The sequence below is a fragment of the Fodinibius roseus genome (assembly GCF_900129315.1).
Classification (GTDB): Bacteria; Bacteroidota; Rhodothermia; order Balneolales; family Balneolaceae; genus Fodinibius; species Fodinibius roseus.
In genome coordinates this window covers 149510-170071 of record NZ_FQUS01000001.1, presented here as the reverse complement: position 1 = coordinate 170071, position 20562 = coordinate 149510, and the positions used below count along the sequence as shown (strand labels likewise).

Genomic DNA, 20562 nt, shown 5'->3' with positions numbered 1-20562 from the left:
TCAAGAATTTATCGTAGCTAAAATTGTCTTTCCGGCCACAGCTTTTTCTCCTTTCGATACGTTTATTTCCACGTCAGCCGGGACAAGTATATCCATTCTTGAACCAAATTTCATCATTCCAAAACGCTCACCGGCTGTAAGTTCGTCTCCTTTTTGGATATGATAGACAATACGACGCGCTAAAAACCCGGTTATTTGCCGAAAAAATATTTTCATGCCGCTTTTATGCCGTATGCCGAAATCAGCCCGCTCATTCATCGACGAAGCCCGGTGGTCCCACGCCATCAAATACACGCCCGGATGATATTCCAGGTATTCCAGCCGGCCGCTTACGGGCAGGCGGTTCACATGAACATCCAGCGGGGAGAGGAAGATACTTATTTGTATCGCCGCTTCTTTTATGTACTCCCCTTCTTCCACTTCTTCCACAAGTACTATATTGCCATCTGCCGGGGACAGCACCAGGTTTTCCCCGGGTGTGATGTCTCGATCCGGGTCACGAAAGAAATAGAGGATAAAAAGGACCAGCAATGCCATAACCCCATAAATAATATGGGAAACCCAGTGATTCAGGTAATATGCTCCGAGGCTTACCAGAAGCGCAAAAAGTACCGTTGCGAATATGTTAGAATATCCCTCGCGTGCGAACATAATCCTTATCCAAACTGCCTGAGAATATCGTTAAAGGTCACAAAAATAAAGAGCGCAATGATAAGCAAAAATCCTATTTGCTGAAGCCACATCCGCACTTTAGGAGAAGGTTCGCGACGGGTAATGCCTTCATAGATTAAGAACATCAGGTGGCCACCATCCAACACCGGAATGGGGAGGATATTCATGATGGCCAGTGTAATACTCAGAAAAGCGGTTATGTTCCAGAAGCCAATCCACCCTCCCCGGTCGGTGGCCTCTTTTGTCACATTCGCAATGGCCACGGGTCCCCCGAGGCTTTCCCTGACCGCAATATCCCCGGAAAACATTTTACTAAAGCCCTGTACAATGCCGGTCAGGGTGGCATTAGAACGCTCAATACCTATGTTCACCGATTCAAAGAGCCCGTATTTAAATCGATCAATTTCAAATAAACTATCCGGTTCCGGGGCATATATCCCCAACTTATTGTTCGCGTCGGGCAGAATAGTATAGGCGAGTGTTTCGCCCCCGCGATTGATGGTCAAAGAGATGGAATCATCGGCCGTACTTATCAGCTCTACCGCCTCCGACCAATGGCTGACCTCCCGATCGTTGATAGACGTGATAATGTCTCCTCCCTGCAGACCCGCTTCCTCTGCCGGACTTCCGGGCTGTATCCTGCTAATGCTGCTGGGCATGGCATTGGACAAATTGATAAGGCCTTCCTGTCCGATATCATTTAACAGACTGTCGGCCACCGTAACCGTCGCCTGCCGGCCATCACGCATCACGGTATAGCTCAAGGTGGAAGAAGTCATGACCTGAGGAGCAAAAAGCTCATTAAAATACGCCACCTCTTCCCCGTTCACCCCGACCAAGCGGTCCCCGGTTTGAAAGCCGACCTCATCGGCCAGTGAACCTTCACTCACGTATATACCGTTGACGCTGTCCAGCTGTACTTTCGTCTCGCCTGTGCTATACGCCATTCCCGCATAAATAATAACGGCCAAAATCATATTAAAGATGACGCCGGCAGTAATCACTACAATACGCTGCCACACCGGTTTACTGCGAAATTCCCAGGGCTTGGGCTCTTCCTCGAGATAATCGGTATCCATGCTTTCATCAATCATCCCGGATATCTTTACATATCCTCCCAGCGGGGTTGCTCCGATACAGTAATCTGTTTCTCCCTTTTTTATACCGAAAATGCGGGGAGGGAATCCCACTGAAAAACGTTCTACGCGCATCCCGAAAAGCTTGGCTGCCAGAAAGTGTCCCAGTTCGTGAAAGAACACCAGGATTAGCAGCGCGGCTGCAAATATAGCAAGTGTCGATAATAAACCTAAAATCCATTCCATGAAACGTGTCTGTGCTGTTTAAATGGTTCGGGCCATATTTCTGGCCTGTTCATCAATTTTCTTTAACGTGTCTAACGAAACTGTTCCTGAATTATTTAGCCGGGTTAAACAGCTTTCAATAACATCTGGTATTTGAATATACGTAATTTCCTCGTTTAGAAACCGATCCACCGCCACCTCGTTGGCTGCATTCAGGATAGCCGGGGCCAAACCACCCTGCCGTGCCGCCTCCAGGGCCAATTCCAAACAGGGAAACCGGTCATAATCCACCGGTTCGAAGGTCAAATCAAACGCCTGCTGCCAATTGAGACGCGGCACATCAAGTGTCATACGATCCGGATATGTCAATGCATACAAAATAGGCACCTTCATGGTCGGGGGTCCCAGTTGAGCCTTGCTCGACCCGTCATTAAAGGTTATGACCGAATGGACAATGCTTTGCGGGTGTACAACCGCTTCTATGCATTCCAGCGGAATGTCAAACATCCAGTGCGCTTCAATAATCTCCAGCCCCTTGTTCATCATCGTAGCTGAATCGACCGTTATTTTGGATCCCATTGACCAGTTGGGATGATCCAGTGCCTCCTTAACGGTAATCTGCTCCATCTGTTTTTTGGACCATGTGCGAAACGGTCCCCCACTGGCGGTAATAACAAGTTTTTCCACTTCGTCTGTGGGCTCACCAATCAAACACTGCAGCATTGCGCTGTGTTCAGAATCGACCGGGATAAGCCGATCGGTCTGATCACCGATGATATCACGGACAATCGCGCCCCCTACGACTAATGACTCTTTGTTCGCAAGCGCTACCTTATTTCCGGATTTCAGGGCTTCTATCGTAGGCTCAAAACCGGCATAGCCCACCAGGCTGTTCAAAATAATATCCGCTTCTTTCAGGGCGGCAAGGCGGAGCAGTTCATCCGGTCCCGCCAGCAAGGTCGTATCAGAATGACGGATACGTTTTTTCAGGGAAGAAAAACCATCTTCCTCTGCCATTAATGCATATTCGGGGCGAAATTCATTGACCTGCTCGGCCAGCATTCCCCAGCTGCTGTTACAGCTCAGCGCCAATACATGAAACCGGTCGGAATGCTCCCGGATGATTTCCAGCGTCTGCACACCGATCGAACCCGTAGAACCAAGGATGACAATGTTTTTTTTAGAACTCAATAATCCAACTGCTTCAAATTCAAATGACCCTCGAAGATAGACAAAAACCGGTACAACTCAGAATGGAATTTCCATGCGGGAATTGTGTAGAAACCGGTCACAGCACTATTGACTTATCTGTTCAGACGAATCAGCGCCATCATTCGCCCGCTATCCCCTCCCTCACGCCGGTAGGAATAAAAGTCACCGCCCTCATCAAGTGTGCACTCCCCCCGTACTTCCAAATTAGATGCTATAAGCCCTGCATCCCGAAGCTGTGCTGCGAGATATCCTTTCAAATCGACATGAGGCTTCCGGTAGCTGGTTGTATCCACAAACGACGAGGGGAAAAGCTCTGCTACCTCCGTACCCACTTCAAAATTCTTTTGTGAGAGACAGGGGCTCACAAACGCCTCCATCCGGCCGGGATCGGCCCCCTCCCGTACCATCGACCGGACCCCTTTGGAAAGAATTCCTGCGGCAGCACCGCGCCAGCCCGCGTGAAAGGCCCCTACGACATAACTGGAGGCATCCCACAGCAGGACCGCAGCACAATCAGCTACCTGTATGGCCAGCGTAAGTCCGGGCATCGTAGTAATAAGTCCGTCCGTGGACGAATAGGTACCGCCTTCACTGACGACCTGGATGTTATCACTGTGCACCTGATCGGCATAAGCTATCCACTCGGAATCCACATCCAGATCTGACAGCAGCAAAGACCTGTTTTGGGTTACAGCTGTATCGTGATCCGTAGTGTTAAAACCTAAGTTCAGTCCTTCAATGCGACCGCCGCGCGAGGAATAGTGCCCGTTTTTAAGGGTAAACCACGCATCAATACCTTTTGTGCCGCTGAGAGCCTCGGGCGTAAGATATGAAAAATCATTGCCGGAAATGCGCATACAACCGCTTTCGAACGTTATCAAGGGGAAAAGAACGACCCGTCCAGTATTCAAACGAACGGCTGCCCTGTTGAATCAACATTTCCAGTCCCCCTATGGTTGTTGCACCGGCCTGCTCGGCCAGGGCCAGGAACTTTGTCTTCATTGGATTATAAACCACATCATAACAAATGCGGCCGGACAAATATTCCTGGTCAGACTCCTTTACAGGGGACGTGTCCACCCGGGGATCCATCCCGAGGGGCGTGGTATTAACGATAAGCCTGGATTCCTCGGCATAGGAGGTCCATTCGTGATAGGAAATAACCGAAACGGCCGGATAATGGTTGAATGAGTCAACCTTTCCCGGATTCCGGGATACCAGGTACAGTTCATCCATCCCGAGCTCAGTCAGTGCCGTAACAACCGCCCGGGAAGCCCCGCCGGTTCCAAACACAATGGCACGATTTCGTTGCAGCTGGTGGACATAGTCCCCCAGAGGCGCCAAAAAGCCGTGGACATCGGTATTATATCCCTGCAGTCGGACTCCTTCTCCTTTCTTTACAATGGTATTCACCGCGCCGATCGACTCTGCCACAGAATCGACCGTATCCAAATAATCTGCAATTACCTGTTTGTAAGGCAGGGTGATATTTCCCCCGAGGAAGGCATCCTCGTTAAAATAGGAGGCCAGCCGGCTCAACTCGTCAGGTTGAAGTTCTATGGCATAATAACGAGCCTCCGAACCATAAAAATCGAGGGCCGTATTATGCATGAGCGGAGAGAGACTGTGCTCTACGGGATTCCCGAATAAGGCATAATGCGGCGTACCGGCCTTATCACTTTCCAGAAATAATGAAAGAGTCATATATCTTGACACTGGATTGGCAAAAAAAATGCGCACCTGGAAAAAGTGCGCATTTAAGCCCAAAAATGGCAATCATTTATGCAGCAGCTTCCTCAGCTTCCTCTTCTTCTGCCTCTACAGCAGCTTCCATCTCCTCGAGAGTGGCTTCAGCTTTTTCTTTGAAGGTATCCGACTCAACCTCTTCCTTGAAACGCTGCAGATCTTTTTTCATTTGTGCGGGAAGCCCCTGAATAAATTTAGCTAATTCTTCATCAGGCTCTCCATAAAATGTCCGGTAATCGAGGCTGAAATCGACCCGGGTGCGTTCGCCATTATCGAGTGGAGTAAAGCGAACGGTTCCGGTTTGATTGAGGTTACCGTTAATCGTAATCCAGGCAAACCGGGTATTGCGCAAGTTATCAATGATATTCGTTGTCCATTCAAATTTTTCACCTCCCATTAGCGTTGAAAATTCAAATGTTTGAGAATTTATTTTCTTAACTCGATTAATTCGTTCAAAGTAGTGAGGGAAATAGGTAGGATCGCTTAAATATTCATAGACTTTGGCCAAGGGCAGATCAACTTCGATTCTTTCGTGCGCCATAATTTATATACTTCAAGATTGGTTAAAGTTACTAATTGAAACGATAAAAGAGATTATCCAGTTTTAAAGTAGGACTCACCCACAATGCGATAAATTTACGCATTTTTTGGCTCATCAGCAATTAATTTCGCCGTTAATTTCGAGGCATTTTTAACCCATTAAGAAAATTGACAGCGCAAACATACGCCAACCCGTATCTCTCTCCAACCAGCCCGTATCCCTCTCCAAAAAGTTAATAATGGCCAACACTAATCCTCAAACTAACCGCGGCGGAGAAAGTGCGTTTGAACATGGTTCCAGATCTGTTGCTGAACCTTTTCGGGAGACTGCGTGGCATCAACCGTAAAAAAACGCTCTTTAGTTGTGGACATCTCATCAAACCCGGCAATGACCTTTTGAAAAAAAGTATCCCCGGACTGTTCCATACGGTCCCTGTGCTTTTCGCCCATGCGTTTTTTAGCTTCCTCCAGCGACACTTTCATATAGATGGTAAGGTCGGGCCTGCGCTTATGGCTGGCAATACGATTCATACGATCAATCTCATTCAGCGGAAGGGAGCCCCGTCCATATCCCTGGTAGGCGGTAGTAGAATCGTAAAAGCGATCCAGGATAACCACCGACCCCGCCTGGAGGGCGGGCAAGACCTCTTCAGCCACCAGCTGTGAGCGCGCAGCGGAGAAAAGAAGCAGCTCCGTCACAGGATCCACTTCATAGTTCGGGTTCAGCAGGATGTCTCGCACTTTTTCCGAAACTTCGGGCCCCCCGGGATCACGAAAGACCTCGACTTCAGCCCCCTTTCCCTCCAGATGATCTCTCAAATGTGTGATTTGCGTTGACTTTCCACTGCCATCAATCCCTTCAAAAGTTATAAACACGTATTCCCTGGGTTTAATCCGGTTTCAATTTTCAGGGGGAATATAACAATCATCTCTGTCCCATCGAACCGGATTTTAAAGGTCTTCCTCCCGCGTTTAGCGGGCCGGACGGCATGTCAGCGGGCCGGAGCTCCGGTCAAGGTCTTTTGAAAACATTGTTTCCGGTCTTTATAGACACTATATGAAAAGGGTATATGAAACCAACCGAACTAAACAGTAGCCATTATATATACCTTTGTGAAAAATCCCAATCAGAAATCGAACGGATCCATTCCCTGGGGTTGAGGGCTTTGAAAAACCAGGAGTTTTGTTCAATACCAACCCCTGACCGATGTCAAAACCGCGGTGTATATAAGCCTGCAGGTGAGGATTTTGAAACCGCGAAAATGCAGGAATCGGGCAAAACAACGGTTTTACAAAGGCTTCTGGGGTTCTTTATCAAGGGCAATAGCGAGGGCGATGTACAGCAGGAGCGACGTTCCGGAACCGGCAAAGAAGGCAAAGACAAACAGAAACCGCACGACGGTCGTGCTGATCCCGAAGTATTCGGCCAGGCCTCCGCATACCCCGGCCAGTTTTTTGTTGGAGCGGGACTTATATAGTTTTTTTCGCTGGCGGAAGGCGTAACGGTCGAACTGGTACTTCTCATCTGAAAAACGGCGGCCGGTGCGCTTCCGGCCAAGATCGTTTTCGAAGTTAACGTCCCCCTGACGATCATCCATCGATTCAAAGTCATACCTGCTTTTCTGCCGGCTTTTTTTCTTCTTCTTGGCCTGTCGTTCCCGCCTGCGGTCGCCCACGAAAAAGCCAAATCCCACCAGCGTAACCAATATGCCACCGACAAGCGGCAAATACTCCACGATTCCGGACAGGTCGGGGCCCAAATTAAGCCCGATAATGCTTTGAATCATATAAACCATAATGACCAGGAACATCGCAATACCCGCGATAGTGGAAAAATTCCAGATATTCGTATTTTCCTTTTGTTCATCCTCCAGAAATTCGTTCAGCGTCTGCTGAAGCTCGTGATCTTCAAAATCCATGAGTGAATCGATGGACTGCGTGCCGGATTGTTGTCGCGTCTTGGCCGTCATAACTTTTCTCGTTTTGCGTTAACAAAGTTGACTTTGCAATTCCCGATACTCCACTCAATGATCCCTCAAATGATCTGGAGGATAAGACAACCGTACTTGAAGGCTTCTTTAGCTACCTCTATCTTTTACGGAGATAACCGCAGAATGTTACGAAAAAAACAACGAAAACCGCTCCTCGTATAAATGACTCCATAATATCATGTCTGCGATTATTGTCAAGCCCAGACAAGGTAGATCAGGGAGGTTCCAAGTCTTTTGCCACGGCCGTCTGTCCGACCTCCTACCCTAACGGTCTGGCCTCCACTTTACGGTCTCCGTCCCTAACCTTCCATCCTCAAAACATTGCATCGGCTAAATAGATCAAAAAATACAAGCTATCGGGTTATTCAGCGCCCCCCACCCTCTCAATAACCCGCTCTTCGGTAATTATTTTATCCAGGGATACGTCGTGATCGTCCGTGGGCAGGATGGGTATAATATTTTGCTCAAAACAAAGCCCGATGGCCGGGCATACGGTTTTTTTTAAAAAACGGTCATAAAACCCCGCTCCGTAGCCGATCCGGTGCCCCTGTTCATCGCCTCCCACCATCGGCACAATAACCAGCTCCAGTTCAGACGGATGGCGCCTTAGGCTATCTGTGGGCTTTGGCTCCAGCCCCCCCCATTTACGGGGTACAAGATCATCAAATGAGGCCAGTTCAAAGTGGGTGAGCGTTTTGTCCTTAAAATGTGTTAGCGGCACCACCACCTGCTTTCCCCTTTTTATCATGGCTTTAATCAACCAGCGGGTGTTTACTTCCCGGCGTTCATTTATAGATACATAGCAGTGAATGGTCTTTGCAGACTGAAATTCCTGCTGCTGCTGAAGTGTTGCAACGATTTTTTTTGAATACGCTGCATAATCGGAACCGGAAATACGGGCCCGCTTTGAACGCAGCAGCACCCGGAGTTCCTCTTTGGATTCTTCCGCCCCCATCACTACAGTTCGATTAACTTGTGCTCATCAAAGGTCTCGCCCTCATCCAGAGCATCCAGCAACTTGTCCCACATGTCGACACCGTACTTATTCATAAAATAGATGGCCGCAACCGAGCGTTCCTGCAAGCCATCCCTTGGAAACAAGTTCTGTTTAATCCGGCGAATACGATTCAGTTGCGTTTGATCCTGCTGTTTGACCGCTCGATAGACCTTTCCTTTTAACTTGTCCAGTTCCCCAAAATACACCGCCGTCGCCTTACCGGCCGCGCCCTCCAGTGTGGGATCGACGGTAGCAACCTTATCTTTTTTGGGATCGGCAACCTGTTCAACCTTCCGTTTCCACTCCGAGAAGACCGCCTCGATATCCATTTTTTCCGTGCGCTCTATGTAGGCGGAATCAAGGTCCTCAATCCGCCTGTCATATTCGTAAAATTCGAACGGCAATTCACCCAGTATTCGGCTGATAGCCGGCTCCACAAGCGTAGCGGTCATACGTGGGAAAATAACAGGCATCTTCGCTTCAAAATAACCGTACAGTTTTTTCATCTGCCCGTAATATGCAAGTTCTCCGGGTCCCGCCACATACCCAAGGGTGGGTAACAGCCGGTCCTGCAGAAGCGGGCGAAGAAACACATTGGGCGAAAAGCGTTCGGGCGTACTATCGATCTGTTCCAACAACTCGCCGGTGGTCCATTCACGGCCTCCTGCCGCCGCCCAGCCCGCATCCGTTGCACTAATTTTCAGGCGGTTTCCCTCATCCGAAAAATAAAAGAGATTCGAATCATATAACGTAACCTGCTGATAAAACTGATCACTAATCCGCTCGCTCTGTGCTTCCAGTGCCTCCCTGACCGCCCCGGCGTGCTCTACCGACCGCCGGAATACCTCTTTGGTCTGTGCCTTGATGGCCGGGTCGTTACTGCCGGCCAACACTAAGCCGTGTTTCGAGAACAAGCGGGTTATAAAATCGCCAAATGCTTTGGCAAAAGTGGTATCGGGACGAAAACAGCAGTCTAACAACTGCCACACATCCGCCGAAAAATCGGTTTCGTACAGCTCTCCCCTAATTTGACTTCGCAGCTGAAGGAGTTCGTCCGGCAGCCTGATATCCGCTACCGGAGGCAGTGGCTGCGGCCGGGAAGGCAGCTCGAAAGTCTGCAGCTCCTCTCTGCCCAACAGGTGTAGGCGGCGAATCTCATCGTAGTCGTGGTCTTCGTCAGCCAGCCAAAAAACCGGTATAACGGGACGATCAAGCCGCGCTTCGGTTTGCCGGGCAAGATGGATCGTACTGATTATTTTAAGCACCGTGTAAAGCGGTCCCCCGTACACCCCCAGCTGCTGTCCGGTGACCAGCGTCAGTGCCTCCTCTTCTTTGAAGCGGTCCAGGTTGTCCCGGGCAGCTTCCTGCAGCTCATAGGGGTCGTTAAAATCTTTGAGAAGCTTCGCCATCCGGCGTCGATCGCCGGTGTAGGAAAGTTCCCGGGCCTTTGCTTCCACCGACTCAGCATCAAAAGGGTTGTAGTCGTAAAAAGCGCTGACTTCCGAAAAGTCCGAAACGTATGTTTTGAAAAGCCCGGAAAACGGGAGGTTCTGAAAGGAGCAATTAGTTCTGTGCAATGGCTTCAACTTTTGAGCTTCTGGATTTCATCCCGCAGGCGCGCAGCTTTTTCATAGTTTTCGGTGTCGATAGCCGTCTGCAGCTCACTTTCAAGTTTTTCGAGCTTGCTCATCTCCTCCGTTTGCTTCTGTTCTTTCGGCGTAGCACTCAAGTCGCCCTCATGCTCCGAATCCGAAACAATGCCGGCTTCCTCCAGAATCTCGCTATCCACATAAATAGAGGCATCAAAACGCACCGCAAGCGCTATTGCATCACTGGGACGTGCATCCTGTTCTCGCTCTTCGCCGTTATCGTCATAAATAATTTTTGCAAAAAATGTTCCTTCGCTTAGATCATTGATAAACACCTGATGCACTTCCGCACCAAATGCCTGGACCATATTCTTCAACAAATCGTGTGTCATGGGCCTCGGCGGTTTGATATGCTCCAGTTCAAGAGCGATAGCCTGTGCTTCAAACGTGCCAATAATGATAGGCAGACGACGGTTTCCGTGCACTTCATTCAGAATCAAAGCATAGGCTCCTCCACTGCTGGGACTGGTAGAAAGCCCTAATATGTCCATCTTGATTTTATCCAAAGTTATAAGAGTTACTTTTAGAGTTCTTAATTAATGGATACAAATTTACTGATTTTTTGGGTACCCGTAAACTATATACTACTTATTCTTAAACGTATTTCAACTGTTTTTTGTTTGGATGATCTCCTTCTTAATTGAAAAACCACTTTCACTATGATGATGAACAGTAAAAACATATCCCCAAAAATTAATTCCATTGAATGGGGAGAAATTTCAATCAGTGAGGGACAACATTATAAAGACGCGAAGCTCTACCCAGGCGGATCGCGGGAGTGGGACTGGAATGAAACCGGAACACATCACAGCCCGGGCATTCAGCCCGCTGATATCCGGGAACTGCTGGAACAGGGAGCCGAGGTAGTCGTTCTCTCAAAAGGATTCAACGAACGGCTCAAAACAAGCCAACAGGCTGAAACATTTTTAAAGCAGCACGCCGTTCCGTATCATATCCTGCAGACCGAAGCAGCCGTAGCTAAATACAATAAGCTGCGGGAAACAAAACCTGCGGGGGCTCTCATCCATTCTACCTGTTGACGGCTGCAGGCTGAACCTTACGTTTCAGGGATAAACGCCACTGTTTAAAACCATTTTAAATAGTAAAAACCCTTCAGCGGGCTGTATGTTTTGAGCGTAATATATCCTATATTCACTCCCTTAATTTCCATTGACATTATGAACGTTGGCCCCTAATTTCCGACTGACTTAAATAAATTGAAATTGACAGATGCTCTCTAATTATTTACCCATTGTAATCTTAGCTGTAATTGCCATTGTACTGGCTCTGCTGCTGATGACGCTCTCAAAAGTTCTCGGTCCCTCCCGGCCCAACAGGACCAAGCTGCAGCCCTACGAAAGCGGGATGGACCCCGTAGGGGAAGCGCGCGACCGGTATTCGATCAGCTTTTACCTGGTGGCCATGGAATTTATCGTTTTCGACCTCGAGGTTGTATTCGTCTATCCCTGGGCCGTAAGGTATCTCGACTATGGGGTGGGCACGCTGGTGGCTATGACTGTTTTTATTATCACACTGTTTATCGGATTAATGTACACCGTTAAAGTGGGTACCCTTAACTGGGATATGAAAAAAGGAATGTTTAACTAACTTAACTCAGCCTGTTAATATATGGGTATTGAAAGTTCACTCGGTGACGGTTATTTCACCACACAAATCGATTCTTTAACAAACTGGGCGCGCTCGAATGCCGCATGGCCCATGCCTATGGGACTGGCCTGTTGTGCCATTGAAATGATGGCTTTTGCGGGACCTAAATACGATGCGGCCCGGTTTGGCTCTGAGGTAATGCGTTTTTCTCCCCGCCAAAGCGATGTCATGATTGTCGCCGGCTGGGTTAACTATAAAATGGCGCACGCCATTCGCCGCATCTGGGATCAAATGCCGGATCCCAAGTGGTGTATTGCCATGGGAGCGTGCGCCTCAACCGGCGGCATGCACCGCTGTTACGGCGTAGTGCAGGGTTGCGACAATTTCCTGCCGGTGGACGCCTATGTTTCCGGCTGTCCTCCCCGTCCCGATGCCCTCCTGCACGCCCTGATGAAAATTCAGGATAAGATCCGCACTGAACACTCTGTAATGCTCGATACATAATATGGATTTGGAACTATCTGAAACACACCAAACAGTTGTCGACGGACTGTCCGAGGAATTTTCGGATGCGTTTATCGAGGTCTACCAGTCATCCGGTGACACATTCATACGCGTTGAATCCGGGGCTATTGTTGACATTTGCCGGTACCTGAAAAACGAACAGCATTTTATATACTTGTCAGATATCTTTGGCATCGACCGTTTTACCTCGCGGGAACGCTTCGAAGTGGTATACAATCTCATCTCGCTGCGCGCCCGGGAACATCTCTTTATAAAAGTGCGTCTACCGGAAGAAAATCCGGTCATAGAGTCCGTTACGGGTGTTTGGAAGTCTGCAAACTGGATGGAACGGGAAGTCTACGACATGTTTGGCATCGAGTTTACCAATCATCCCGATTTTCGTCGTATTTTTATGCCGGAAGATTTCGACTATTTCCCGCTGCGCAAAGAATTTCCACTGCTGGGCATTCCGGGTTCCATTGACTTGCCAAGCACCACACCCGACCCTGAATAGTTAGATATATTTATGGATACAAAACATATTTCTGATCAAGTAGATTTAAAGTTCTTTAAGGAACATCAGGAAAAGCTGTATCAGGCCCTTGAAGACAAGCACACCACCGTTGAGATGATGGATCAGGACGATCCGCTGAATACCAAGATGGTTCTGAACATGGGTCCCCAGCACCCTGCCACACACGGGGTTCTGCGACTGATCCTGCAGCTAAATGGCGAACTTATTGAAAAGGTAAAGGTTGATGTAGGCTACCTGCACCGTGGCGTTGAGAAAATTGCCGAGAACAAAACCTACCAGGAGTTCATGCCCTATACCGATCGCATGGACTACCTTTCCCCCTACGCCAACAACGTGGCGCTTTGCACGGCCGTTGAAAAGATAGCGAATGTGGAAGTGCCCGAGCGTGCGCATTACATCCGGATGATTGGCTGCGAGCTTTCGCGCATCTCTTCGCATTTGATCTGGCTTGGTACGATGATCATGGATGCCGGAGCCGTATCCTACTTTATCTGGGCGTTCCGGGAGCGTGAGAAAGTGCTCGATATTTTTGACCAGCTGACCGGCCACCGGTTTACCGTCTCCCATGCGCGCATTGGCGGGGTGGCCAATGATATTACGGATACCGCCATGGCCATGATCAAGGATTTTGCAGATAAATTTCCCCGGGAGCTTAAAGATTGGCACAAGACGCTCGACCGTAATCGCATTTTCTTTGACCGGAACAGGGGAGTCGGTGTCCTGGAAACGGAAGACGCGCTGGAAAGCGGGGCCACAGGACCTACGCTCAGGGGATCCGGGTATGCCTATGATGTACGGACTTTTGAGCCCTACGCCCGGTATGACGAGGTGGAATTCGAGGTGCCCACGCGGCTCGAAGGCGACAACCTGGCCCGCTATTATGTACGGATGGAAGAGATGCATGAAAGTATCCGCATTATCCGGCAGTGCCTCGACAAGCTGCCCAAGGGACCGGTACGAGCGGATAATGCCAAGCAGGCTTATCCTTCCAAAGACGAGGTCTATTATTCCATGGAGGGCATGATTCATGACTTCATGATGACCGACACAGGCATTTGTCCCCCTGACGGTGCGGAGGCCTACCACGCCGTGGAAGCAGCCAAAGGCGAGCTGGGATACTATATCCAAAGTGACGGCTCCGGGCACCCGTGGCGCCTGAAAATCAATTCCCCTTCGTTTAAGAATATCCAGATTTTAGAACAAATTTTAGACGGTGAGATGGTTGCGGATACCGTCGTAATCATTGGAGGAGTCGACCCCGTAATGGGAGAATGTGACAAATAATGATATGACAGAACAAGAATTAGCTTTTACGCAGGACGAATTAGATGAAATTGAACGAATCAAGGCCAAGTTTCCGACCAACAAGGCGGCAACGCTGCGCGTGCTGTGGGTTGCCCAGGAGAAATACGGCCACGTAAAGCCGGAAGTACAAAACCTCGTGGCAGATACCCTGGACTTACCCCGGTCCCACGTGCACGGGGTGGCCAGCTTCTACACGCAGTATTACAAGGAAGAGACGGGCACCTATGTGCTTGACGTCTGTACCTGTCTGAGCTGCCAGGTTTGCGGCGGCTATGATATATTACATCACCTCGAGGATGAGCTCGGCATCAAAGCGGGCGAAACGACGGAAGACGGCATGTTTACCATCCAGGAAGTTGAATGCCTGGGTGCCTGTGGGTATGCGCCTATGCTGCAGGTTACGAATGGGGTATACGCCAATAACCTGACGAAAGAGAAAGTCGATAAGCTCATCGAAAACCTGCGCAAAGGCAAGAAGCCGGAATTTGAGTCCATGGTCATGCGTCAAAATGAAAAACGTAAGAAAGAACTGTCACAATAATGGTTGAAGACTGGAAATCATACGAACCGCTTATCATCCCGGACATTCCGAATCTTCATAGGATTGAGGTCTATGAGGAACATGACGGGTACCGTGCATTTCGCAGAATCCTGGACAACCCTGAGGAATGGTCGCGCACGAATGTCACGAATGAAGTAAAAGCGGCGAATATCCGGGGACGGGGCGGGGCGGGTTTTAATGCGGGACTCAAATGGAGTTTTATGCCCCAACCGGATGAGCGCCCCCGTTACCTTGCCTGCAACGGCGACGAGTCGGAGCCCGGCACATTCAAGGATCGCAATATTTTTGAATTTAACCCCCATCTCTTCATTGAAGGCGCCCTGATTGCCGCCTATGCCATGTCCGTCGATGTGATCTATGTCTATATCCGGGGCGAGTATATCGACTGGGTGCGTATATTCGAGAAAGCGGTTGAGGAAGCTTATGAAAAAGGGTATTTGGGTGAGGATATTTTAGGCACGGGCATCGATATTGAGATGTATACGACCTATGGTGCCGGCGCTTATATCTGCGGGGAAGAAACAGGGATGCTCGAGTCACTGGAAGGCAAGCGAGGGTATCCGCGCATAAAGCCCCCCTTCCCCGCCCAAAAAGGACTGTGGGGAAATCCCACGACTATCAATAATATCGAAACCCTGGCCAATGTCCCGCTGGTCATTAATAACGGCGCCGACTGGTACCAGTCCATCGGTGCAGAAGATCATAACGGTCCTGTTCTTTACGGTATTTCCGGACATGTGAACAAGCCCGGCGTGTATGAATACCCCGCCGGCATGCCGGTAGAGGATCTTATCTACGACGTGGCCGGCGGCATCCGCGGGAACAAGGAATTGAAAGCATTGATACCGGGAGGGACCTCCACCCCCGTCTTGCGGGCCGATCAGCTTGAAGGCGTGAGCATGGATTCGAACTCCCTGCGCGATGCCGGCTCCATGATGGGAACAGCGGGGATGGTGGTACTGGACGAGGATACCGATATGGTCGATCTGCTGTGGCGGATTACGCACTTTTTCCATCACGAATCATGCGGACAATGCACTCCCTGCCGCGAAGGCACCGGCTGGCTTGAAAAAGTATTGCTGAAAATCAAGAACGGCGAAGGAGAAATCAAAGATCTCGACCTGCTACTGGATATGACTACACAGATGGAGGGACGTACCATCTGTGCCCTTGCGGACGCAGCAGCCTGGCCGGTGCGTCATACCATCAACCGTTTCAGAGATGAATTTGAAGAACGCTGCAAAAAATCAGTTCACGCTGTTGCATGATGTTATTCATGAGTTAAAGTTAGCGGTTATTTGTTATTTGACGATACTATCTATGAATAAACAAGAACACTTTAAAAACCCAGAAGTTTTGGTCAATGTGACCCCCTGAACGAATTCGATACCGCAACTTATAAGTCATATGCGAGGATGTTGAATTCGCGAGAATGCTGAGACCGGCTAAAAAAACGGTTTTGCAAAGCGTTCAACAAATAGCTTTACAGATAAGCATAGTATTTGAAATAAAGGGCGCCTTACACACAGCGTCTGTCGATTATTTAAACAACTAAACCGATGCCTGAAGTTTTTATAGATAACGAACGTTACGAATTTGAAGGAGACTACATGGCCCTTCAGTTTATCCTTGACCTGGGGAAAGAGGTGCCTTTTTTCTGCTATCATCCCTCCATGTCTATCCCCGCCAACTGCCGGCAGTGCATGGTAAAAGCGGGCCAGTATATAAAGGATGAGGAAACGGGAGAATATGAGCTGGATGAGAATGGAGAACGGAAGATACGATGGTTTCCGAAAATGCAGACCTCCTGTGCCCTCAAGCTATCCGACGGTATGGTTATTCAAACCCAGGAAACCTCAGAGGAGGCCGAACGCGCGCAGAAGGATACCCTGGAGTTTCTCCTGATCAATCACCCGCTCGATTGTCCCATTTGCGACCAGGCCGGTGAATGTCCCCTCCAGATTCAAACCTATAAATACGGACCCGAAGGCAGCCGGTTCGAGGTCAAGAAAGTGCACAAACCCAAGCGCGTGCAGCTGGGTCCGCGTGTCACCCTTGATGCGGAGCGGTGCATTAACTGTACCCGTTGCGTTCGATTTGCCGAAGAAATAAGTGAAACAAACCAGTTGACTATTGTATCGCGGGGAGACAAAAACTATCCCATGACCGCACCCAGTGAAACATTCGATGACCCCTATTCGCTGAATACCGTAGATATCTGTCCCGTCGGGGCCCTGACATCCACCGACTTCAGATTTAAAGCCCGCGTCTGGGAAATGAATCAGACGCCCAGCATCGATATCACCAATGGAAAGGGATGCAATATTGACCTGTGGACCCGGGATAACGAGGTGCTCCGCATTACGCCGCGGCACAATCCCGAAGTAAACGATTACTGGATGCCGGATGAGGGACGCGAGGCCTTTGAACAGTTTAACAAGAATCGTGTTTCTCGTCCCTCTATTACTTTAGACGAAAACAACCAGTCGAATACTTCCTGGAATAATGCTGTTGAAACCTTTGCCGAGATCCTGGAAGCTCATGATCCCGATCAGCTTGCTGTTTTCGGCACCCCCCATGCTTCGGTAGAAGAAAATTATGCTTTCAATAAATTCTTTAACCTGCTGGGCGCCTCCAACGCTCGATTTACGCCTCACATCATTCCGGGCTACGGCGATGATTTTCTGATCACCGACGATCAGGCGCCCAATACGAACGGTTGTCGACTGATTAATTTGGAGGAAACCGACGACACCGGTATACAATCTGCTGTTACAAGCGCAAAAGTCGTCATTATCCTCTCCGATGATCTGGTGGGAAGGGGCGTTCTTTCGGCCGATGACCTGGCGGACAGATACACCATTTCACTGGCGACCAACCAGTCCGATACGACTGAGGCATCCGACCTGGTTATTCCCATCACCTGCGTGGCCGAGCATGCGGCAAGTTATGTTAATATCGACGGACGCATCCAGCGATCATTCCCGGCGAAAGAGACAAAATATACCAACCGGCGGCTCAATTTGGAGATGTCAGAGGGACGCCTGGACCGCTATGGCACCAACTTTGACAACTGGGTGAACGAAGAGCATAAAATCGACTGCCTGCCGGTTTGGGAATTTCTGAATCACCTCGGAGAGCGGATAGGCCTGGAGTTTCAATATGATCACTCGCGTGCCATCTTTGATGAGATGAGCGACCGGATTGATCCTTTGAAAGGGATCAGCTATGAGCGAATGGATGAGGAACTGGGCGTTCAGCTACCCATCGAACAACAAGAAGTAACACAAGCGTAAACAACATTATTACATGGAGCCCGTAACTACTACCTCTTATATTGTCTTGGGAATCGCGCTATTTATGCTGCTGAATTCGGCAGCCATAGCTGTTTATGCTGAACGGCGTGTTTCCGCATTTATTCAAAACCGGCTGGGACCAAATCGTGTGGGTCCGTGGGGACTTTTCCAGCCGCTGGCCGATGTCGTCAAGCTGCTTCTAAAGGAGGATGTGACCCCTGAACGGGGATTCAAAACCGTCCACACCATTGCCCCGGTCATTCCGGTAGTCACGGCCCTGTTGACTATTGCCGTCATCCCTTTTGGAGACGGTTTGTATGTTACCGATATTAATGCGGGTGTTCTGTACCTGTTGGCTGTCAATTCACTGGGAGTCTACGGCGTCACCCTGGGAGGCTGGGCCTCCAACAGTAAATACTCGTTGCTCGGGGGACTCCGGGCGGCGGCTCAGATGATCAGCTACGAACTGCCCCTGGGAATGGCTGTTGCCTCCTGTATCCTGTTTGTCGGGTCACTGAGCATGATCGATGTCGTCAATTCCCAGGAATACTGGTGGAATATCATCAGAAATCCCATCGGGGCGGTCATCTTTATCGTGGCCGCTTTTGCGGAAGCCAACCGAACCCCCTTTGACCTGGTGGAAGCGGAGCAGGAACTGGTGGGAGGCTTTCATACCGAGTACAGCTCAATGAAGTTCGGGATGTTCTTCCTGGCCGAATACATGCACGTAGTCATAGGCAGCATGCTTATTACCACCTTCTTCTTCGGGGGCTACCACCTGCCCTTCGCCGGCTACTGGCTGCCGGAGATGGGATCAACGGCCAAAGCTATTCTGGACATCTCGGTATTTACGCTAAAAACCGTGTTCTGGGTGTTCACCTTTATCTGGGTACGATGGACCATCCCCCGGTTTAAATACAACCAGGTTATGAAGCTGGGCTGGAAGCGAATGCTGCCGATCAGTATCCTTAATTTTATTGGCCTGGCTATCATTATCTATGCCTGGAATCACTACTTGGGTTAGGGAAAACTGGGTGTTACGGACTTAACAAGTGGTCCGCCATTTTCTCACCTCCCTCTACGTACAATCATACGCATGCGTGTAGGGTGTAGGCTTCCCTGAAAGTTGACCGTTTGAAAGTAGAGAAAATTCACTACTTTTACCTGTGAAAACCCGCGATTTAGCAATTCCCAAATCATCTCTATCCTCATCAACAAACAGGAGCAGGGACGGAAGGTTCGAAATATTTATCGCCGGCATGGCATCAGCGGTGCAACTCTACAACCGGAAAGCCAAGCATGGCAGACTCAGCCGTGAGCGACATGGCCCGGATTAAAGAAGCTTGAAGTAGAAAAAGAAAGCCTCCTTGTATAAACAGGGTAGCATCTAAACTAACGACAAACCAAGCTCAAGGAGGGTAAGGGTAATACAGGCGGTTAAGGTAAGAAAGATTGAATATTACGGAATCCTGGTGATCAGGACTGCAATACCGGATCCTGTTCCTTATGCGTAACGTAGTAACTCTTGTACCAGTCAATAAAATTCCGTATCCCCTCTTCAATCCCCACCTGCGGCCTGAAATCCGTATAGTTATAAAAGTCCTCGACGTCGGCCCATGTTTTGGGGACATCGCCCGGCTGCATGGGCAGCATCTTTTTCTGAGCTTGGATACCCAATTGCTTTTCGATTTCACCGATAAAATCCATGAGCTTGACCGGATTGCTATTGCCGATATTAAACACGCGGTAGGGAGCAAAACTGCTCGCCGGATCCGGATCGTCGCCGGACCAATCGGAATTGGGAGAAGGCGGTCTGGGAATTAACCGCGTAATGCCCTCTACAATATCATCAATATAGGTGAAATCACGTTCCATTTTCCCGTGATTGAATACATTGATGGGCTCATCCTTGAGCATCGCTTCCGCAAATAAAAACAGCGCCATATCCGGGCGTCCCCAGGGACCGTATACCGTAAAGAAACGCAACCCCGTTGTTGGGATCTCAAAAAGATTTGAATAGGTATGTGCCATCAACTCATTCGACTTTTTGCTGGCGGCATAGAGACTCATCGGATGATCAACATTGTCCCCGGTCGAAAAAGGCATATTGGTATTGGCCCCGTATACGGAACTTGAAGAGGCATAGATCAGGTGCTTCAGCGAATGATGTCTCGCTCCCTCCAGGAGGTTCAAAAAGCCGGTTATATTACTTTCTATATACCGGTATGGATCCTTTAAGCTATATCGAACACCAGCCTGAGCCGCCAGGTTTATCACGACATCAAATTCTTCTTCCCTGAATAAATCATCAATAACTGATTTATGCTCCAGGTCCGCTTTAATGAATGTAAACCGGTCACTCGTATGGCTCTCTGTAATGGTATCTTCGGCTATTTCATCCTTTTGAATTCCTAACTCAGCCAGGCGATCATATTTAAGATCGGTTGAGTAGTAGTCATTAATGTTGTCCAGTCCCACAACCTGATGATTCTCTTTCATCAGGCGCCTTGTAAGATGAAAACCAATAAAACCTGCTGCTCCCGTTACTAAAATTTTCATATGGATATTAAGAAATTGTTTAATTCTGGCTCAAGTAATAACTTTAAGCACCATTATGTATGAAGGCTACTTGGCAGTGGGCAAA

Annotated in this window: 21 protein-coding genes; 9 read left to right on the top strand and 12 right to left on the bottom strand. The window is 49.1% G+C overall.

The window, feature by feature from the left end:
* From BUB16_RS00705 to BUB16_RS00655, 11 genes are all read right to left on the bottom strand, one after another.
* The gene (locus BUB16_RS00705; protein ID WP_073058898.1) at positions 1–651 is read right to left on the bottom strand and encodes a phosphatidylserine decarboxylase family protein; all 651 of its coding nucleotides are present in this window, start codon (positions 649–651) and stop codon (positions 1–3) included.
* 5 nt (positions 652–656) lie between these two features.
* Positions 657–1994, bottom strand: a complete 1338-nt coding sequence (gene rseP / locus BUB16_RS00700; RefSeq protein ID WP_073058897.1) for an RIP metalloprotease RseP — start codon at positions 1992–1994, stop codon at positions 657–659.
* Positions 1995–2012: 18 nt separating this feature from the next.
* Positions 2013–3164: a 1-deoxy-D-xylulose-5-phosphate reductoisomerase gene (locus tag BUB16_RS00695; RefSeq protein ID WP_073058896.1), complete on the bottom strand. Its 1152-nt coding sequence runs from the start codon at positions 3162–3164 to the stop codon at positions 2013–2015.
* Between the two features lie 113 nt (positions 3165–3277).
* Entirely contained in the window at positions 3278–4042 is a 765-nt protein-coding gene (gene pgeF, locus BUB16_RS00690; RefSeq protein WP_073058895.1) for a peptidoglycan editing factor PgeF, read from the bottom strand.
* The gene (gene aroE / locus BUB16_RS00685; protein WP_073058894.1) at positions 4023–4889 is read right to left on the bottom strand and encodes a shikimate dehydrogenase; all 867 of its coding nucleotides are present in this window, start codon (positions 4887–4889) and stop codon (positions 4023–4025) included. Before aroE ends, pgeF begins: the two co-directional genes overlap by 20 nt.
* 76 nt (positions 4890–4965) lie before the next feature.
* Positions 4966–5472 carry an SRPBCC family protein gene (locus tag BUB16_RS00680; RefSeq protein WP_073058893.1) on the bottom strand — a complete coding sequence of 169 codons (507 nt, stop codon included), beginning with the start codon at positions 5470–5472 and terminating at the stop codon, positions 4966–4968.
* 260 nt (positions 5473–5732) lie between these two features.
* Positions 5733–6347: a dTMP kinase gene (tmk, locus tag BUB16_RS00675; RefSeq protein ID WP_073058892.1), complete on the bottom strand. Its 615-nt coding sequence runs from the start codon at positions 6345–6347 to the stop codon at positions 5733–5735.
* Between the two features lie 413 nt (positions 6348–6760).
* The gene (locus BUB16_RS21890; protein WP_073058891.1) at positions 6761–7441 is read right to left on the bottom strand and encodes a PspC domain-containing protein; all 681 of its coding nucleotides are present in this window, start codon (positions 7439–7441) and stop codon (positions 6761–6763) included.
* 382 nt (positions 7442–7823) lie between these two features.
* Positions 7824–8417: a 5-formyltetrahydrofolate cyclo-ligase gene (locus BUB16_RS00665; RefSeq protein ID WP_073058890.1), complete on the bottom strand. Its 594-nt coding sequence runs from the start codon at positions 8415–8417 to the stop codon at positions 7824–7826.
* 2 nt (positions 8418–8419) lie between these two features.
* Positions 8420–10036 carry a bacillithiol biosynthesis cysteine-adding enzyme BshC gene (gene bshC, locus BUB16_RS00660; protein ID WP_073059135.1) on the bottom strand — a complete coding sequence of 539 codons (1617 nt, stop codon included), beginning with the start codon at positions 10034–10036 and terminating at the stop codon, positions 8420–8422.
* A gap of 5 nt (positions 10037–10041) precedes the next feature.
* Positions 10042–10614, bottom strand: a complete 573-nt coding sequence (locus BUB16_RS00655) for a bifunctional nuclease family protein (protein ID WP_073058889.1) — start codon at positions 10612–10614, stop codon at positions 10042–10044.
* 153 nt (positions 10615–10767) lie between these two features.
* Between BUB16_RS00655 and BUB16_RS00650 the strand changes: the two genes are divergently transcribed.
* From BUB16_RS00650 to nuoH, 9 genes are all read left to right on the top strand, one after another.
* Entirely contained in the window at positions 10768–11148 is a 381-nt protein-coding gene (locus BUB16_RS00650) for an Mth938-like domain-containing protein (protein WP_084087924.1), read from the top strand.
* Between the two features lie 190 nt (positions 11149–11338).
* Entirely contained in the window at positions 11339–11716 is a 378-nt protein-coding gene (locus tag BUB16_RS00645; RefSeq protein WP_073058888.1) for an NADH-quinone oxidoreductase subunit A, read from the top strand.
* A gap of 21 nt (positions 11717–11737) precedes the next feature.
* A complete protein-coding gene (locus BUB16_RS00640; protein WP_073058887.1) occupies positions 11738–12220 on the top strand; it encodes an NADH-quinone oxidoreductase subunit B in 483 nt (160 codons plus the stop codon).
* Position 12221: 1 nt separating this feature from the next.
* Entirely contained in the window at positions 12222–12734 is a 513-nt protein-coding gene (locus tag BUB16_RS00635) for an NADH-quinone oxidoreductase subunit C (RefSeq protein WP_073058886.1), read from the top strand.
* A gap of 12 nt (positions 12735–12746) precedes the next feature.
* Entirely contained in the window at positions 12747–14039 is a 1293-nt protein-coding gene (gene nuoD, locus BUB16_RS00630; protein ID WP_073058885.1) for an NADH dehydrogenase (quinone) subunit D, read from the top strand.
* A gap of 4 nt (positions 14040–14043) precedes the next feature.
* The gene (locus BUB16_RS00625) at positions 14044–14601 is read left to right on the top strand and encodes an NADH-quinone oxidoreductase subunit NuoE family protein (RefSeq protein ID WP_073058884.1); all 558 of its coding nucleotides are present in this window, start codon (positions 14044–14046) and stop codon (positions 14599–14601) included.
* Positions 14601–15890 carry an NADH-quinone oxidoreductase subunit NuoF gene (nuoF, locus tag BUB16_RS00620; RefSeq protein ID WP_073058883.1) on the top strand — a complete coding sequence of 430 codons (1290 nt, stop codon included), beginning with the start codon at positions 14601–14603 and terminating at the stop codon, positions 15888–15890. Before BUB16_RS00625 ends, nuoF begins: the two co-directional genes overlap by 1 nt.
* Before the next feature lie 291 nt (positions 15891–16181).
* On the top strand, positions 16182–17918 hold the full coding sequence (locus BUB16_RS00615) for an NADH-quinone oxidoreductase subunit G (RefSeq protein WP_073058882.1): 1737 nt from the start codon (positions 16182–16184) through the stop codon (positions 17916–17918).
* A gap of 13 nt (positions 17919–17931) precedes the next feature.
* Positions 17932–18942 carry an NADH-quinone oxidoreductase subunit NuoH gene (nuoH, locus tag BUB16_RS00610; RefSeq protein ID WP_073058881.1) on the top strand — a complete coding sequence of 337 codons (1011 nt, stop codon included), beginning with the start codon at positions 17932–17934 and terminating at the stop codon, positions 18940–18942.
* Between the two features lie 452 nt (positions 18943–19394).
* Here nuoH and BUB16_RS00605 read toward each other — a convergent pair whose 3' ends face one another.
* Positions 19395–20477 carry an NAD-dependent epimerase gene (locus BUB16_RS00605; RefSeq protein ID WP_073058880.1) on the bottom strand — a complete coding sequence of 361 codons (1083 nt, stop codon included), beginning with the start codon at positions 20475–20477 and terminating at the stop codon, positions 19395–19397.
* Positions 20478–20562 lie beyond the last annotated feature (85 nt).

Bases quoted from the DNA above. Each gene is read 5' to 3' on its own strand.
- BUB16_RS00705 (WP_073058898.1), bottom strand. From the start codon at position 651: ATGTTCGCACGCGAGGGATATTCTAACATATTCGCAACGGTACTTTTT.
- rseP (WP_073058897.1), bottom strand. From the start codon at position 1,994: ATGGAATGGATTTTAGGTTTATTATCGACACTTGCTATATTTGCAGCC.
- pgeF (WP_073058895.1), bottom strand. From the start codon at position 4,042: ATGCGCATTTCCGGCAATGATTTTTCATATCTTACGCCCGAGGCTCTC.
- aroE (WP_073058894.1), bottom strand. From the start codon at position 4,889: ATGACTCTTTCATTATTTCTGGAAAGTGATAAGGCCGGTACGCCGCAT.
- BUB16_RS00680 (WP_073058893.1), bottom strand. From the start codon at position 5,472: ATGGCGCACGAAAGAATCGAAGTTGATCTGCCCTTGGCCAAAGTCTAT.
- BUB16_RS21890 (WP_073058891.1), bottom strand. From the start codon at position 7,441: ATGACGGCCAAGACGCGACAACAATCCGGCACGCAGTCCATCGATTCA.
- BUB16_RS00665 (WP_073058890.1), bottom strand. From the start codon at position 8,417: ATGGGGGCGGAAGAATCCAAAGAGGAACTCCGGGTGCTGCTGCGTTCA.
- BUB16_RS00650 (WP_084087924.1), top strand. From the start codon at position 10,768: ATGATGATGAACAGTAAAAACATATCCCCAAAAATTAATTCCATTGAA.
- BUB16_RS00645 (WP_073058888.1), top strand. From the start codon at position 11,339: ATGCTCTCTAATTATTTACCCATTGTAATCTTAGCTGTAATTGCCATT.
- BUB16_RS00640 (WP_073058887.1), top strand. From the start codon at position 11,738: ATGGGTATTGAAAGTTCACTCGGTGACGGTTATTTCACCACACAAATC.
- BUB16_RS00635 (WP_073058886.1), top strand. From the start codon at position 12,222: ATGGATTTGGAACTATCTGAAACACACCAAACAGTTGTCGACGGACTG.
- nuoD (WP_073058885.1), top strand. From the start codon at position 12,747: ATGGATACAAAACATATTTCTGATCAAGTAGATTTAAAGTTCTTTAAG.
- BUB16_RS00625 (WP_073058884.1), top strand. From the start codon at position 14,044: ATGACAGAACAAGAATTAGCTTTTACGCAGGACGAATTAGATGAAATT.
- nuoF (WP_073058883.1), top strand. From the start codon at position 14,601: ATGGTTGAAGACTGGAAATCATACGAACCGCTTATCATCCCGGACATT.
- BUB16_RS00615 (WP_073058882.1), top strand. From the start codon at position 16,182: ATGCCTGAAGTTTTTATAGATAACGAACGTTACGAATTTGAAGGAGAC.
- nuoH (WP_073058881.1), top strand. From the start codon at position 17,932: ATGGAGCCCGTAACTACTACCTCTTATATTGTCTTGGGAATCGCGCTA.
- BUB16_RS00605 (WP_073058880.1), bottom strand. From the start codon at position 20,477: ATGAAAATTTTAGTAACGGGAGCAGCAGGTTTTATTGGTTTTCATCTT.